Origin of the sequence: Marinobacter sp. F3R11 (assembly GCF_003318275.1) — a bacterium.
GTDB lineage: Bacteria > Pseudomonadota > Gammaproteobacteria > Pseudomonadales > Oleiphilaceae > Marinobacter.
Window position 1 is genome coordinate 360,496 of the sequence record NZ_QOCH01000015.1, and the last position, 15,403, is coordinate 375,898.

The window sequence follows — 15,403 nt, forward strand, 5'->3', positions numbered from 1 at the left end:
CGTCTGATCAGCTGTTCTTACGCTGTTTTTCCAGCATGTCCGGCTGCAATATCTCGATCCAGTACCCATCCGGATCCTTGATAAAAGCGAGGCCTTTCATTTTGCCGTCGTCAGGCTTTTTGACAAACTCAACCTTCAGGTTCTCAAACCGCTCGCACGCTGCATAAACATCAGGCACTGCAATACCAATATGACCAAAACCCTGGGGCTCATCATTGCCATTGTGATACGCAAAGCCGGCGTCATTTTCCGTACCCCAGTTATGAGTCAGCTCCAGCATCGCTTCGCGCCCGAACGTATAAGTGGTTCGGTGAGCGTTGTCCGCCGGTACAAGCCCTGCCTGCTGGTCATCAAGGTAAGCCAGGAAATAGAGCGTGAACTTCATTTCCGGGAAGTCCAGCTTACGCACCAGCCTCATCCCCATTACCCGCGTATAAAAGTCCATGGAGCGTTCAGGGTCCTTGATACGCAACATGGTCTGGTTAAATACGTAACCTTCCGTTTCCGGAACAGGCTCTTCATACAGGCCTGGTGCTTGCTCAAAATGCTTGGGCATGGAATTTTCCTTTCTCGGTGTTAAAAATTCGGACAGTATATCTGCGTCGGAACTGGATGCCAGCCATCGGCCTGCATGTTGGTTTATGGTTGCTGATGTCCTGTAGACTGCCCATCTGATTCTGACGGGAAGCCCATGACTGATAATACAGACACCAGCTACCAGCAACGAGCCTCCGCTCGACGTCTTGCACTGTTCAGCCTGCTGTTTATAACACTCACTGCAGCAGGACTTTACGCCGTGTACGATCAGTTCGCCGGCCGCAGTATCAGTTTCGATTCCCGACTGGTAGCTCCCCGGACTCTTTTTGCAATTACTGCCCTGCTGCTCGTGTACCTGATTTCCGATGGTTTACGCCTGTACTTCACCCTCAGGGCCCTGGGCCACCGGCTTTCGTTCGTCGTGATATTTCGTCTGGTTTTTATCAACCTGTTTTTTTCCAACATTACTCCTATGGCAACCGGCGGTGGCTTTGCACAGATCTGGTATTTGCACCGCCATGGAGTTCCAGTGGGCCGGGCCACAGCCGCTACGACCATACGCACGGTTCTGGCGGTGCTGTTCATTTTCTCACTTACTCCGGTCTTCCTGCTCACTCTGGATGCCTTTGATGACCAGACGATTACAGGTGATATCGGCTTTGCGCTGGCCATTTTCATTCTGCTGTACCTGAGCTTTTTCATAATTCTGCTGTTCCGCACCCACTGGCTGATATGCCCACTCAATTTCCTGCTCAGGACATTTAACCGATGGCATTTCATAAGCGACACCCGCCATCAACACTGGCAGTTCAAGGCAAAACGGGAAATGATGCGGTTTTCATACAGCTTCAGCGATTATCTCAGGGGCGGGCCGGTTTTTGTAATTCTGTCAGTTGTGTTCACTGCTGTATTCCTTCTCAGCCTGTTCAGTTTTCCCGCTCTGCTCATCTATAGCCTGGGCTACCATGTTGATTATCTGGTATCAGTCGGGTTGCTGGTTGTGACAACATTTATTATGTACTTCTCACCGACACCCGGCGCTTCTGGTATTTCCGAAGGTGTGTTCGGCAGCTTTTTCAGCAGTATGCTTTCAGGAAATCACCTGATTCTGGTTATCGTAAGCTGGCGCCTGATCACTATTTACCTTGGAATGATCATCGGCCTGGTCGTTCTGCAAAGAGAACTTATTAAGAACCGCAGGAAACCAGGATGACATTCCGCAACCCGTTAAAGCTACTCTTCTATCTTTGCCTGCTGATCGTCATATTGCTGGTAAGTTACAAGGCTTACCTGAACTTTTTCATCAAAGACTTCGCTGGCGTCCATACAGGACAAGTGGAACGCATTCATCATGATATATCAGCTACAGAGCCGTTCAGCTTCGCTGTAGTGGGCAACATCAACAACTCTGTGGGCATTTTTGAAGAACGCATTATTCCGGAGCTGAATGCTTCAGGAATGGATTTCCTGGTTTCTGCCGGCAATGCGGTCAGTGGCGGCGGCGAAGACAAATACCGGGCCCTTTACGGGACGCTCAGTCACCTCAGCATTCCTTACTTACTGACATTCGGCGCCCACGAATACGAGGATTTTGGCAGCTACCGCTTTTACGATCACTTCGGCCCCCACTTTTTCAGTATTCAGGCAGGTAGCAGCAGGCTCATCTTTCTCGACAGTACCGGGAAAACACCCTGGCAGTGGCAGATCCGGTGGCTGGATGACCTGCTTAGCCAGGACACCTCAAAAGCCAGAATCCTGTTTATAGGGCATCCTCCACTGAAACCCTCACAAAACGCTCTGTTTGACCAGCCTGGAGATTATCTGGCGCCGCCGGAGTTCCGAAGCGCTCTTTTGCAAGCCACCGAAAAACACAGTATCGACATGGTTTTCTCTGCCAACCTCTCACTGTACTCAGAAAGGCAACTGGGAAATACAGTGTTCGTTACCACAGGCGGTGCGGGCGGATTGATACTGAATAATGAGACCAGTTTTTATCACTACGTGCAGGTGAGCGTAAGCCCTGATGGCAAGGTCAGCCACAGTCTTCAGCGCCTTGAAGTTGGCCAGCATCCGGCCCTCAAACGTCTGGAAAGCCTCTGGTTTTTTGTCTATTCCCTGTTCTATACGGGGTACCTCAACTTCCTTCTGATTGTGGCAGTATTCGCAGCCATAACGATCAAACTCTACACCCTTATTTTTGTCGGCAAGGACTACTACCCCGACTACGATCTTGACCCGGCACCCTGGCTGGAAAAACCGTTAAGAGTCGCAATGTTCACCAACAACTATCTGCCGTTTATTGGCGGCGTCCCTGTTTCCATCGCCCGTCTTCGGCGAGGCCTTGAAAACCTGGGGGATAAGCTGTTAATCGTGGCGCCACGTTACAAGGATCAGCCAGAAGTTGAGGAACATGTACTACGGGTGCCGTCCCTGCTGGCCTTGGGCGAAAAACGTGAATTCCGGCTGGCCAACATTTTTCTTTACCGTATTCGCAAACGGGTACGAGCGTTCCATCCGGATATTATTCATCTGCATCACCCCTTCTGGCTGGGTTCTCTCGGGCTGTTCATGGCCCGCAGGCTCAAAGTACCAGCCATCTACACCTACCACACCAGGCTGGAACACTACGCTCACTTTGTGCCATTGCCGGGCATGATCTTCCGGAATTTCATTTCCCATGCTTTGATAAAGCGCTTCGCCAATAAATGCGATGGCGTTATCGTGCCCACCTATTCAACCGAGGAATACCTCCGGATGATCGGCGTAAAGACGCCCACCTTCATCCAGCCCACCGGAATCGAGTTCAAACGTATTCAGGCTGTAACAGCCGGTGAAATTGCAGAGCTTCGCAAAACCCTGAAACTGAAAGACGAGGTGATTTTCATCAGCGTATCGCGTTTGTCGAACGAGAAAAATATCGACTTCATGATCGATGCAATCCATACGCTACGCCAGCAAACAAGCAAACCGTTTCACTTCCTGATGATTGGCGAAGGCCATCAGAAAGAGCGCCTTCAGGACAAGATCCGGGAGCTGGGACTGGGAGCGCATATCACACTTGCAGGCTCAGTATCGCCTGATGATATAGCTGTCTGGTACCGGCTCGGCGATGCCTTTTTGTTTGCATCCAAGTCTGAAACCCAGGGCATGGTCATTCTGGAAGCCATGGCCGCAGGCCTTCCTGTGGTCGCAGTGCGCTCCAGCGGCATTGACGATGTGGTGCGCCACGGATACAACGGTTTCAAAACCCCGGAAAGACAGGATCAGTGGTGCCTGCATGTAAAGCGCTTACTGGAAGATGATGACCTGAGACACACGCTTTCGAGGCAGGCTATGGAGTTTGCCAGGGATTTTTCTGTTGAACAGTTTGCTATGGATGTACGCGAGATTTACGCTACTACTCTGGCACTCTGGGATAAGCACCGGGACAACAAGCCATCATAACGGAGAGATGCGTGAGCGGCATTCCTGTAGGAATCAGCACCTGCCTGCTGGGCAAAGAAGTTCGCCATGACGGCGGCCACAAACATTCACGATACTGCACACAGGTATTGGCACAATATTTTGACTTCCGTCCTGTATGCCCCGAGCTGGAAGCGGGCATGGGCGTTCCCCGCCCCGCTATTCATTTGCGGGAATACCCGGACGGCATCCGCCTGACAGAAGTAAAGGGCTCTGCAGATCACACAGATGCCATGCAGGAATTCACAGCCAGGATATTGCCGGACCTGTCCGATCTTCGGGGCTACATTCTCATGGCCAAATCCCCCAGCTGCGGCATGGAACGTATCAAGGTTCACAATCCCGGGGGTCAGGTGGTGCGACGTGACGGCCGAGGCATGTTTGCTGAAGCGCTGATCCGCAACTACCCGTTGATGCCTGTTGAAGAAGAAGGCCGCCTGAACGACGACGCAATCCGGGAGAATTTCATTGAGCGGGTATTCGCCTATGACGACTGGGCCCAGAACGTTGCGGGCGAAAACCTCACGGCAAAAGCGCTTATCGAGTTTCATACCCGACACAAATTCCAGCTGCTGGCGCACTCTGAAAAGATCTACAGACAGCTAGGCCCCATGCTTGGCGATCTTAAAGCGGACGCACTCGAAACCATCTCCGGCCGCTATATTCAAGCGTTTATGGAGGCTATGACGAAGACAGTAAGCCGGGGCTCTCACATTAATGTGATGCAACATCTGATGGGTTACCTGCGAGACGCCATAGGAGACGAGGATCGCAAGGTACTGATGGAACAGATTGAAGCCTATGGCCGCGAGGAAGTTCCACTGGTTGTGCCCATGACCTTACTGAGAATGGCCCAGCGCAGGGAACCCGCGGATTATCTGAAGCTGCAACAGTATCTGAGCCCCTACCCGGATAAGCTGGGGCTCAGAAACAAAGTCTAGAGATTCTGTTCAGAAACCGTAAAGCAGGGTTATAGCTGTCTCGGTATCCGTAGAGTCTGTGCCTGCCGGAGCATCAGATACGTGCTTCACACGGTAGGCAGCTTTCATCGAGAGGTTGCCTACGATGTTGGCTTTGATTGCAGTCTCGGACTGGCTGATCACATTGTTCTCTTCGAGCCCAATTTCCGTGCTCAGTTTCTGGTGAAACAGTGCATTATCAGAAAGTTCATAGTCGAACTGGGCGGCCAGCCGTGCGATAGCTTCCTTCTCGGCGTCTTCACCATCAGAATTTACGACTTCCAGTTTGTTGTAGCGATAACCAACACCCGCCGACAGATCAAGAAATGAACGCTCGCCACGTTGCCAGACACGGTTCCCATAACCAGTGGTTACAGCAGACTCGAAATCGTATCCGGAAAAACGGTCATTCTCATAACTGCCACGCAAAAACCAGTACTGGCTATCGTCAAACTTGTAGTTGGTTTCCACAGAACCTTTATACTTTTCCGCCGTGGTTTGATCCTCAGCTTCGGAGTAATTGGAGCTGAGCTCGGCAATGTTACGCCAGTCCACCACTTCATGAACCAGGCCCAGACGTCCATTGACGTTGGTCTCTTCAGTATTGCCAGAGGTGATAAGTACGCCGAGTTCCGCCTCGCCTTCCCAGTCTTTCGCTTCCTGGCCGTAGACCAGTGGTGATGCGGCAATGGCAATAAAAGCAATGGTTTTTCTGAAACTCATGAAAGCTCCTTACTAACTGGTTTAAGCGTTTTTACACTGGTTAACGAATGGCAGCGTTCTTACGCTCACCCTTCAGGCTTTTCTCGGCCTGGCGTTCACGTTCCAACTTTTTCCGCGCTTTGCGTTCGGCGATAATACGGGCGGCCTCACTGCCTACATGGGCTTCCCCGCGAGCTTCCGCCAGGCGCATCTGATTCTCCCGCTCCGCAAAGCGCGCTTTCTGCTCGTCGCTCAGAGAATCAATACACCGGTGACAGCTAACTCCCTGTTGATAGTCGGGGTGCTGTTTATCAGCATCGGTGATTGGACGACGGCACGCATGGCACTGATCATAGCCGCCCCGCTCCAGACGATGATTGACCGTAACCCGGTCGTCAAATACAAAACATTCACCTTCCCACAGGCTCTGTTCTTCCGGCACCTCTTCCAGGTATTTCAGAATGCCACCCTTGAGATGATAAACCTCTTCAAACCCTTGCTCCCTGAGGTAGGCCGTTGATTTTTCGCACCGGATACCTCCGGTACAGAACATGGCAACTTTTTTATGTTTTGCCGGATCAAGGTTTTGCTTCACGTATTCCGGAAACTCACGGAAAGTATCTGTCGCCGGGTTAATCGCGTGCTTGAAGGTACCGATTTCCACTTCGTACTGATTACGGGTATCCACAAGAATCACGTCGGGGTCCGAAATCAGATCGTTCCACTCAGTGGGCTCCACATAGGTGCCGACGATGCGCTTCGGATCAATACCCTCAACACCCATAGTGACAATTTCTTTCTTTAGCTTCACTTTGGTGCGCTTGAACGGCTGAATATCGACAAACGACTCTTTGTAATCAATGCCGGCAAAACGCTCGTCGAGGGCCAGCCATGCCTGCACCGCATCGATACCGCTGCGGCTTCCGGCAATCGTACCGTTAATTCCTTCCCGGGCCAGCAACAAAGTGCCATGCACACCCTGGGCCAACATGGTATCCAGCAGCGGCTGGCGAAGGTCTTTGTAATCATTCAGAACGGCGAACTTATAGAGTGCGCAGACAACAATATTGTTGCTCATGAGGATTCTCCTGCAGGCCGGATCGTAAATCCGGAGCATGGGTTTATGTATCTGGAGGGGTTAAGCCAGAGAAGGCGCCGATTTTAACCCACTCTGGCTTATGTTCAAGTCAGGGCTGACCGATGCGGGAAAGTTCACGCTCCACAAGAGCAGAAAGCTGGCCCCAGCCCGGACGGGTCAGGCGAATGTTATCCACCAGCACAGTGGGTGTGCTGGTCACCTGCAACTGCATGGCCACACGACGGCTCTCTTCAACAGCCTCACGATGCAACTCCGTGGTCATACAACGCTGGAAGCGGCGCTCCTCAAGCCCCAGATCATTACCATAACGGGTAAAGGTACTGACAGGGTCGTTTGAACCACTCCAGTCAGACTGGGAATCATAAAGGCGTTCGTGCATTTCCCAATAGGCGTTCTGGTCACCGGCACAGCGTGCCGCCTGGGCGGCCGGAAGCGCATTCTGGTGCTGCTGCAGCGGCATGTCAAAATACACAAAGCGAACCTGCCCTGTCTCTACATATTCCTGTTTCAGGCGTTTGCTGGCCTTGGAAAACGTACCACAGGCCGGGCACTGAAAATCTGCAAATTCCCGCACAACCACCGGGGCATCCTCAGCACCCACAGAAACGCCATACTGATCCAGCTGCTCAGGAAACGGCTCCGCATTTGGCGCAGCTACCGGCAGATCGCCGGAGGTTGGCGTGGGCCCGGCTGTAAGAAAAAAGGCCCCCAGAACAATAGCCGCCAAAACCAGCACACTGATACCGATTACCACCGGCTTTCGCGAGTTATTTTTTCGCGGCTGCGGGACTCCGGTCCGGTTGCGACGCTTTGCTTCACCCATCCTCTGATTCCTTTTGTTTTACGACATAATTCGATAATTTTATGCAGGTGGACGTTTCCACCATCACTCAGGCAGTCTAAGATCCTTTATACCCTACAAAAGTTCCAATAAAAAAAGGCGATCTCATGTCACTTCCCGCTTTTCGCAAGGATTCTCTCAGCCTCCCCCTGGTCGCAGCTCCAATGTTTTTGATCTCTGGCCCCGAGCTTGCACTTGCTTGTTGCCGGGAAGGTATCGTTGGCAGCTTCCCGGCTCTGAACCAGCGTACGAGCGAAGGTTTTGAGGACTGGCTGATTGAAATGAATGGGAATATCGGGAAGCTGAAAGAAGAACGCCCGGAATCCAGTATCGCACCCTACGCTGTCAACCTGATCGTACACCGCTCCAATCCACGCTGGCAGGCCGATCTTGAATTGTGCGTAAAGCATCAGGTGCCCATTATCATCACATCACTGGGCGCTGCCAGTCAGGTGGTAGATGCCGTACACAGTTACGGCGGAGTAGTATTCCATGATGTAACCAACCAGAAACACGCGCGTAAAGCGGCCGAGGCCGGTGTAGACGGAATTATCGCGGTTGCTGCCGGAGCCGGGGGGCATGCAGGCACCATCAACCCCTTTGTTCTGGTTCATGAATTACGTGAAGTCTTTGATGGCATCATTTTGCTGGCCGGCGGCCTCTCCCACGGCGAAGACATTCTGGCAGCGCAAGCCCTTGGCGCAGATCTGGCTTATATGGGTACGCGTTTTATCAACACCACCGAATCCCGGGCGGAAGATGCCTATCGCAATATGATTATTGAATCGGTATCCGACGACATCATCCATACCCCGGCAGTTTCCGGCATACCTGCGAACTTCATGCGGCAAAGCCTGGAGGCTGCAGGCTTCGCCATGGACAAATTGAACCAGGCTGGCGAAATCAACTACGGAGAAAAGCTCAAGCCGGTGGCTGACGAAGCGAAGGCATGGAAAACCGTCTGGTCCGCCGGCCAGGGGGTCAGCCAGATCCACGATATCCTGACAGTCAGTGATCTTGTAACCCGCCTGACGGAGGAATACCGTAGCGCTCTGTCCCGATTACATCCGGACGTTTGACGCTTTTCCTTTCCTCTCACCAGCCGCCGCTGTTGCGGCGTTCAATGTCAGCCGGTTGGTCGCCGCAGCCCCCTGCGAAGCAAGGGGCTCATATGTATGGCACAACCCGAGTCGGAAAGGACACATCTATATTTGGTTTTGTAATCAGTCCAGCTCAATACTGGATGCTTCATACTGATCAGTAGTATCGTCTTTTAGTCTGTACTCGACCTCAACGACAACCGTTTCCTCGCTCTGAAGAAGTGCCTCCAACTGGTCACGGGAAACAGTCTCAAACACATCGTCATTTGCATCGATAGTGACACCAAGAAGGGTAACCGAAGAATACAACAGCCCGTCCTGAGTCAAGATGCCCTCAATCCCATACGTACCATCCGGCTCAACCTGGAGTTCCCGCTCTATTTGAATGGCCTCAACATAAACAACACCATTGCGATCCACCTTTTGAAGCCCCGAAACGTCAACCAGTACTGCACCTGTACCCGGCACCAGATCATAAATAGTCAACGTATTCTCGGTATCATCATCAGTAATTATGGTTCTAGGCGTTATACGAACTTCTACTCCACCGATGGAAAGACGGCCTGTGTCTACAGACACTGTATCAACACTGCCGGAGATTGCCGCATCGCTGTCCAGAGTATGAATCTCGTCAGCGAGAACCTGGTCGCCCCCGGAAAAGTCTCCCTCAACCTGAACAAGCAAGCCCTGATTCAGCTCTTCCAGCGCAACGTCACTTAACCTGGTCTCATCCGTTACCCGGATAGTCAGTCCGTTAAGCCCGAAGGTTCTATCATCGGGACTGAAATCCGACGACACAGGCCCTGCCATATCAATACTATGATCTGACGGCAGATAGAGTCGGAAATCATCATCCTGAATTTGTGCAGCTATGACTGCATCACCCGAGGAATCCAAACTGCCTTCAACCTCAACATACATACCGGGCTTCAGGTCCTGTAACGTAAAACCTTCTGTAAAGCTGGACTCATCGAACCTGATGACCAATCCATTCATTGTGAACTGATCAGCCTCCAGTGAACCGGAATCCACCAGACCCTCCAGCTCTATAGCGTTTTCACCAAACGCCCAAGGGTTGAAACCAATGTAACTCGCACGGAAAATTCCATCAGACGTCCTCCATGCACTTATTCTCACGAAATCCCCGTTTTTCAGCCTGGCCCGGGGTTGGTCTTTAAAGACTGTTTGCCGATCAGCAATAACCTGCTGGCCGTGTATCTCGAAGGTAGCCCTGCCTTTAGAATCCAGCTGTAACTCCGAAACCGTGCCTCGCAATGTGTCATCGTAGGACATGGAACTCGCTGTACCAGTTCCATCCAGACCCCACTCACCGTCTATCCTGAGAATCATCCCCTCCCTGAGGTCACTTTCAGAATCAATACCGTCATTGCTTTCTACTTTTCTGTCCCGAATACCATCAGTAAAGAACTCAACGCCATTCACAAACACACTACCAAACCCGGAAACCGGCCCGACACTGGAGCCTGTGCCTCGAATCCCGCCATCTGCAATGCTGAGGCCACCGCTATCACAGGCAGAAATCAGGCAAAAAGTCAGTGTAGCTGCCAAGATGGAAACCTGGGGTTTACGGGGTATTGGTTGCATTACTCTCTCCGTTTCGGGTAGCTTCACGACAGCCTGGGCTGACATCAGGTTTCATCTCTATGTCGCCCGTCTGAACCCCGTTCGGAACCACGCCTGCGGCGTCTGACGCCAGGCGATATGTCCACCCCGGGGACATCATGAACATAGGTGCTTCGTCGGAGCAGAACATGGCCACTGTCCAACTGCTCGACAACGCCTTTGCGCAGCAACTCATTGAGAACTACCGATGGAGCGAAATCCGGGTTTACTGACTGCACAAGTTCGCGGAAGGTGGGTTCACTCTGGCCGGACAGCGCCAGCAAAACCGGATGCTGATTTTCATCAAGAAACGCCAAGGCACTGATCCAGTAGCTCACAACTTCTCGGCCAGCAGCGGATAACACAGCGTTCGCAAGCTCGGTAGGCTCCCAACGACAAACAAATTGCGGCTGGCTGTTGGGCTTCATACTGACCTCTCTTTTTTTGAAGCGGTTGAGCGCGCTTCTACTGAAGGAGCTTCTTCAAAATAAAAAACACTGACGCCTGTTCTGAACGATTCCTTTGTTGATCCATCAACCTGACTACCTGACACATCGCGATCTTTTGGTCCGAGCCAGGAATCCATTTTTTCCAGTAAAGCCTGCGACTGCTCTGCTGCATGCGCACGCCACTCATCCATGACTTCCGGAGGAATGTTGTTATACGTCAATGTGCGCTGAAATAAGGGCTGTCCGCCGTCTTGACCACACACCAGGTTATGATCCACTGTGGCTATGAGATCTGATACATCCTCACCAAAAAACTGCAACATTTCCTTGCTGTCTTCGGCCGGCACATAAGCTCGTTTTATAAGGATCACTTTGCCGGTATCGCTATCCATCGATACCATCCCAACCCTCACCAACTCGTCCAGCACTGAACGCGGGGGCATATCTCCGCTGTACTTTTTCACCAGTTCGCTGAAACCCTGAACTCCGTCAGGTGCAAGCTTTGCGGGGAGGCCATCCGAATCCTGAAAAGCCGGGTCGTGCACCCAACCAGAAACAACGCGGGACGCACGGTTGGTGTGCAGAACCTCGAGTTTCTCCAGATGCTGGCCTGCAAGAATCTCGCGCTGACGTTTGACTTCCTTGCGCGTCAACCCGGTCATCACTGCCGCACCGGAATCTGTAGGTTTCCGCCTCCCGACAGGGAAATCCTCTATAGCCGCTTCCACATAGGCTCGTTTTACCAGTTCGGCAAACTCCCCATACGGGATACCGTTTCGCAATAGCAACCTCGCAAGAGGTCGCAAAATGCGGAACAAGGCCTTATGTAGTGTCGTGTTATGCGGCTCACTCATATTTGGGATTATATTCCCATATTAAGGTATATAGCCATAGATGGTGCGAGGTAATCCAGGGAAAACTTCAGAATGCCCAGGAAGACAGGCAAGCCAAAGTCTTTGACTGCGACGCAATGGCGATCCCGGAATGCATGGAATACTGACGGAGAGAACAGAGAAGAGTTGCGAAAAGCCGGGGGCGGCAAAAGCAAAAAACCGGGGGAGCGGCTCCCCCGGCCAAGAGTTAGTCTATCAGTTGCTGCAACCGGTGGTTGAGTCGTGCAACTTCCCGGCGCATTTCCTGAACTTCATCCAGAAGCTCCAGTGACATGGCCAGCCCTGGAAGATTCATTTTCAGGTCTCTTTGCAAGCGCCGGGCTTTATGCAGGCGGGCAAGTGCCGCCACATCAAACTGCCACTGACGGGCCTCGGTTGAAGGCTCTACCGGCGTAATAATGCCGTAATTCACCAGCTTGATTACAAACTCCGCGTGGCACTCTCCCCGCTCGCACACCTCGTGAAGGGTATAGGTGCTGCCATCGGAGTCCATTACCTCAACGGTCAGAATACTGTCTTTATCACTCATCCCTTACTCTCCCCTTCACAGATGGAGTTTGCTGCGTGGATCGAAGTTCTTCTCGGCTTCTGCGAGCTGTTCGTAGAGTTTTTCTGCCTCCGCGGAATGCTGCTCCGGTATGGCAATCTGGAGAACAACTATCTGGTCACCCGGGTGTTTTCCAGGAAGCCCTTTACCCTTGAGTCGAAGCTTGCGACCGGAGGAGGTTCCTTTTGGCACTTTTACATTCACTCTGGAACCGACAGTCGGCACCATGATTGTCGCACCCAAAGCTGCTTCCCAGGGAGTCACCGGAACAGTCAGGACAATATCCCTGCCTTCAACACTGAACAGCGGATGAGGCGCCAACTCGACTTCAATCAGCAAATCGCCGGGTTCACCACCGCCGATACCCGGGGAACCCTGTCCTTTCAGGCGCAGATGCTGCCCTTCACGCATGCCAGCGGGAATTTTCACTTTCAGGGTTTTCTTACGTGCAATTATGCGGCCCTTGTCATCGGCCTCATGAACAGTGAAGGAAACCTGCTTCTCGCATCCATTAAATACTTCTTCCAGAAACAATGGCAACCGGGAGAGAACATCTTCACCGCGCATGCGCACGCTGCGCCGGTAACCACCAGCACTATGCCTGCCAGCCTGACCACCACCAAACATCTGTTCAAAAAAGTCACTGAACTGCCGGGAATCCGCATCGGTGTAACCTCCACCGCCAAATCCGGATTCGCTCTGCCAGCCCGGAGGCGGCTGGAAGGAGCCATCAGCCTGGGGACCGTACTTGCGCAACTGGTCGTATTCTGCACGCTTTTCCGGGTCCTTTAATACTTCGTAGGCCTCGCCAAGCTCCTTGAACTTCTCGCCGGCATCATCCTCTTTGCTGACATCCGGGTGATACTTCCGGGCCAGTTTTCTGTAGGATTTTTTGATTTCCTCGGGGGAGGCAGACTCGCTCACACCGAGCACGGCGTAATAGTCTTTGAAATCCATTGAACTCCTCGCATCTAGTCAAAGATTGTTCCCTGGTTATATATAATCGGCGCAAATGGTGGAAATACAAGCTTAAGCCTGTGCTTTCGCAGATATAATAGCCCTGACTTGAGCTAAAGCAGATATTCGAAGAAAAGGGTAACCGGAAACACCGGCGGAGCTGGCGAATATGGCTGTTAACGAGGGCATTCAACCTGCCGAGATTCTGTAAACCGGCGAGCTGTGATAGGGTTCCAAAGCTCGAACCTATCTTATCCATCTAATTTCAGGAAAACTCCATGATCTGGACTGTTTACCTCTCTGGCGAAATCCATACCGACTGGCGTGAGCAGATTCAGGCCGGGGCAAAAGACGCCTGGCTGCCTGTGGAATTCACATCGCCTGTCACCGATCACGAGTCCAGCGATGCGGCGGGGGACATACTGGGCAAACCGGAAACTGCATTCTGGCGGGATCACCAGTCATCCAAAGTCAATGGCATTCGCACCAAAACGCTACTGGAGCAGTGTGATCTGGCCATTATCCGCTTCGGCGACAAGTACAAACAGTGGAACGCTGCTTTTGATGCCGGCTTCTGTGCCGCTATGGGCACGCCTTACATCACTTTGCACGCCGATGACATTATCCACCCGCTGAAGGAAGTAGACGCATCCGCCATGGCCTGGGCACAGACTCCCGAGCAGGTTGTTGAGATTCTGAAGTACATTACAACAGCACAGTAAGAGCAGACCGGCCGTCTGGTGAAATAGCAGCAATTGCTATTTCGCCAGGTGGCCAACATAAGCTGAAACAAACGCGGTTTCCTGAAACACCTTCAGGCCAGTCTCTGAAAATGGAACAGGCATGGGACTGGAGGCCAGCGTCGATTTGATGGTAGCTGGCGAAAGCAGAACAACCTCAACGTCAGTATCAGGCATTAACTGAATAGCGGCCTCCATCTTGAAACTGATCGCGCCGCCAGCAAACTTGCCTTTAGGCATGCGCTCTTTGATAGCAACTTTTTTTACACCGTGCCCGGCCAGAAACTCCGCAAAAGACGCCTGAAACTGTTGCAGGTCTTCGCGCGAGTGATTCTTCCTGAGCGTAATTTTGCGGACCCTGGTCTCCGGCAAGGTGAACTGCCCCATATCCAGGCTCAGCAAACACACCACCGCATCACTGCCGCTCAGTTCAACACCACAAATAAGCATAGCCACACCTCTAGGCACAACACTTCTTGAATTTAAGACCGCTACCGCAACTGCAGGGATCGTTCCTGGAGGGCAGCTTTACCTGTGTGACTGTGCCACCCTTATTCAGCATGGCCGTAAGCTCAGCAACAGACTCAACAGAGCCCTCGCTGGTATCAAGCGTAATGTCTGCGTACAACTGAGCATCTGCTACCAAAGCTTCAATCTGCTGTTTGCGGGCTTTACTGGTAACCACAAGCTTCAACGGAAATTTCTTGCTACCACTTTTCTTGCTGGCGTTAGTCTGAAAGCCGCCATAGGCCGTGTGATGCTGGCGCGCATCCTGCCGGCCCTTGAAAAAAAATTTGTCTGACATACTGGGATCCCGAGGTATGGGAGAAGGAAAGGAGCGACTAGAATACCACCGGCTAGCACCTTGAGGCGATCAGCAAAAACACCGGGTAGTTGCCAGTTTCCCTCTCAATCATACTCGCAGACACCACCTCTGCATCGTCAAAGCCGGCCTGCCTGGCAGCAGAGGCAATCTCCCCCCGGTCAAACCCGAAATGGAATACCCCTGTGTCTTCGGTATGGAAAGAGCCGTCTTCCTTATCCAGATCGGATATGGCAATAAACCCGCCGGGTTTTACCAACTCATAAAAACGCCTGAACATGGATTCTACGTCACGTACGTGGTGCATGGTCATGGAGGATATGACACCATCGAAACGCTCCTCCATCGTCTGTTTCTCCAGATCCAGCTCCCGAATCTCCAGCTCACAAGCCAGCTTGCCCTGCTTCTCCGCCAGCTGCCTGTTCATGGACGGCGAGATATCCACTGCCGTGATCTTTTTCACATGAGGCGCAATGCGTTCCAGCAACAATCCTGTTCCGGAACCAAAATCCAGCAGGTGCATAGCCGGCACAAGCTCCGCCTTTTCAAGGATGGTGTTGGCGATGTTGCTTACATTATCGACACGGGCAGGGCTTTGTTCGTATACCTGAGCCTTGTGGGCAAAAAAATCGTTACTCATAAACACCTCGAATGTGCAGTATTCTCTGATA

General features: G+C 52.2%; 17 protein-coding genes. 5 read left to right on the plus strand and 12 right to left on the minus strand.

What is annotated here, in order from left to right; translation table 11 throughout:
• Positions 1 to 7 precede the first annotated feature (7 nt).
• On the minus strand, positions 8 to 556 hold the full coding sequence (gene gloA / locus DS878_RS10060) for a lactoylglutathione lyase (protein WP_113815832.1): 549 nt from the start codon (positions 554 to 556) through the stop codon (positions 8 to 10).
• Positions 557 to 691: 135 nt separating this feature from the next.
• Here gloA and DS878_RS10065 point away from each other — a divergent pair, with 135 nt between their 5' ends.
• The 3 genes from DS878_RS10065 to DS878_RS10075 are packed head-to-tail and all read left to right on the plus strand — an operon-like array spanning position 692 to position 4,940.
• Positions 692 to 1,750: a YbhN family protein gene (locus tag DS878_RS10065; protein ID WP_113815833.1), complete on the plus strand. Its 1,059-nt coding sequence runs from the start codon at positions 692 to 694 to the stop codon at positions 1,748 to 1,750.
• The gene (locus DS878_RS10070; RefSeq protein WP_113815834.1) at positions 1,747 to 3,981 is read left to right on the plus strand and encodes a glycosyltransferase; all 2,235 of its coding nucleotides are present in this window, start codon (positions 1,747 to 1,749) and stop codon (positions 3,979 to 3,981) included. Before DS878_RS10065 ends, DS878_RS10070 begins: the two co-directional genes overlap by 4 nt.
• Positions 3,982 to 3,992: 11 nt before the next feature.
• On the plus strand, positions 3,993 to 4,940 hold the full coding sequence (locus DS878_RS10075; protein WP_113815835.1) for a YbgA family protein: 948 nt from the start codon (positions 3,993 to 3,995) through the stop codon (positions 4,938 to 4,940).
• Positions 4,941 to 4,949: 9 nt separating this feature from the next.
• Here DS878_RS10075 and DS878_RS10080 read toward each other — a convergent pair whose 3' ends face one another.
• The 3 genes from DS878_RS10080 to DS878_RS10090 form a co-directional block, all read right to left on the minus strand.
• Positions 4,950 to 5,681, minus strand: a complete 732-nt coding sequence (locus DS878_RS10080) for a YdiY family protein (protein ID WP_113815836.1) — start codon at positions 5,679 to 5,681, stop codon at positions 4,950 to 4,952.
• A gap of 40 nt (positions 5,682 to 5,721) precedes the next feature.
• Positions 5,722 to 6,738, minus strand: a complete 1,017-nt coding sequence (locus DS878_RS10085; protein ID WP_113815837.1) for a rhodanese-related sulfurtransferase — start codon at positions 6,736 to 6,738, stop codon at positions 5,722 to 5,724.
• Positions 6,739 to 6,847: 109 nt separating this feature from the next.
• The gene (locus DS878_RS10090) at positions 6,848 to 7,582 is read right to left on the minus strand and encodes a DsbA family protein (RefSeq protein WP_113815838.1); all 735 of its coding nucleotides are present in this window, start codon (positions 7,580 to 7,582) and stop codon (positions 6,848 to 6,850) included.
• Positions 7,583 to 7,707: 125 nt separating this feature from the next.
• On the opposite strand from DS878_RS10090, the gene DS878_RS10095 reads away from it, so the two are divergent.
• Positions 7,708 to 8,679, plus strand: a complete 972-nt coding sequence (locus DS878_RS10095; RefSeq protein WP_113815839.1) for an NAD(P)H-dependent flavin oxidoreductase — start codon at positions 7,708 to 7,710, stop codon at positions 8,677 to 8,679.
• Positions 8,680 to 8,823: 144 nt separating this feature from the next.
• On the opposite strand, the gene DS878_RS10100 is transcribed toward DS878_RS10095, so the two are convergent.
• The 5 genes from DS878_RS10100 to DS878_RS10120 all read right to left on the minus strand — a co-directional run bounded on the left by DS878_RS10100 (position 8,824) and on the right by DS878_RS10120 (position 13,169).
• On the minus strand, positions 8,824 to 10,305 hold the full coding sequence (locus tag DS878_RS10100; RefSeq protein ID WP_113815840.1) for a DUF5666 domain-containing protein: 1,482 nt from the start codon (positions 10,303 to 10,305) through the stop codon (positions 8,824 to 8,826).
• Between the two features lie 44 nt (positions 10,306 to 10,349).
• Complete coding sequence (locus DS878_RS10105) at positions 10,350 to 10,751, minus strand: hypothetical protein (RefSeq protein WP_113815841.1); 402 nt, start codon at positions 10,749 to 10,751, stop codon at positions 10,350 to 10,352.
• Positions 10,748 to 11,626 (minus strand): DUF6502 family protein, encoded by an 879-nt coding sequence (locus DS878_RS10110; protein WP_113815842.1) that lies wholly within the window; start codon positions 11,624 to 11,626, stop codon positions 10,748 to 10,750. The genes DS878_RS10105 and DS878_RS10110 overlap by 4 nt, the downstream gene beginning before the upstream one ends.
• A gap of 226 nt (positions 11,627 to 11,852) precedes the next feature.
• Positions 11,853 to 12,194 (minus strand): chaperone modulator CbpM, encoded by a 342-nt coding sequence (locus tag DS878_RS10115; RefSeq protein WP_113815843.1) that lies wholly within the window; start codon positions 12,192 to 12,194, stop codon positions 11,853 to 11,855.
• 15 nt (positions 12,195 to 12,209) lie between these two features.
• On the minus strand, positions 12,210 to 13,169 hold the full coding sequence (locus tag DS878_RS10120; RefSeq protein ID WP_113815844.1) for a DnaJ C-terminal domain-containing protein: 960 nt from the start codon (positions 13,167 to 13,169) through the stop codon (positions 12,210 to 12,212).
• 278 nt (positions 13,170 to 13,447) lie between these two features.
• On the opposite strand from DS878_RS10120, the gene DS878_RS10125 reads away from it, so the two are divergent.
• Complete coding sequence (locus DS878_RS10125) at positions 13,448 to 13,891, plus strand: YtoQ family protein (protein WP_113815845.1); 444 nt, start codon at positions 13,448 to 13,450, stop codon at positions 13,889 to 13,891.
• A 36-nt stretch (positions 13,892 to 13,927) separates the two neighbouring features.
• On the opposite strand, the gene DS878_RS10130 is transcribed toward DS878_RS10125, so the two are convergent.
• From DS878_RS10130 to DS878_RS10140, 3 genes are read right to left on the minus strand one after another with little or no spacing between them, the layout of a single operon-like run.
• The gene (locus DS878_RS10130) at positions 13,928 to 14,359 is read right to left on the minus strand and encodes a DUF3010 family protein (RefSeq protein WP_113815846.1); all 432 of its coding nucleotides are present in this window, start codon (positions 14,357 to 14,359) and stop codon (positions 13,928 to 13,930) included.
• A gap of 10 nt (positions 14,360 to 14,369) precedes the next feature.
• Positions 14,370 to 14,714 carry a PBPRA1643 family SWIM/SEC-C metal-binding motif protein gene (locus DS878_RS10135; RefSeq protein ID WP_113815847.1) on the minus strand — a complete coding sequence of 115 codons (345 nt, stop codon included), beginning with the start codon at positions 14,712 to 14,714 and terminating at the stop codon, positions 14,370 to 14,372.
• Between the two features lie 52 nt (positions 14,715 to 14,766).
• Positions 14,767 to 15,372, minus strand: coding sequence for a class I SAM-dependent DNA methyltransferase (locus DS878_RS10140; protein ID WP_113815848.1), 606 nt, complete (start codon positions 15,370 to 15,372; stop codon positions 14,767 to 14,769).
• Positions 15,373 to 15,403: the final 31 nt, after the last annotated feature.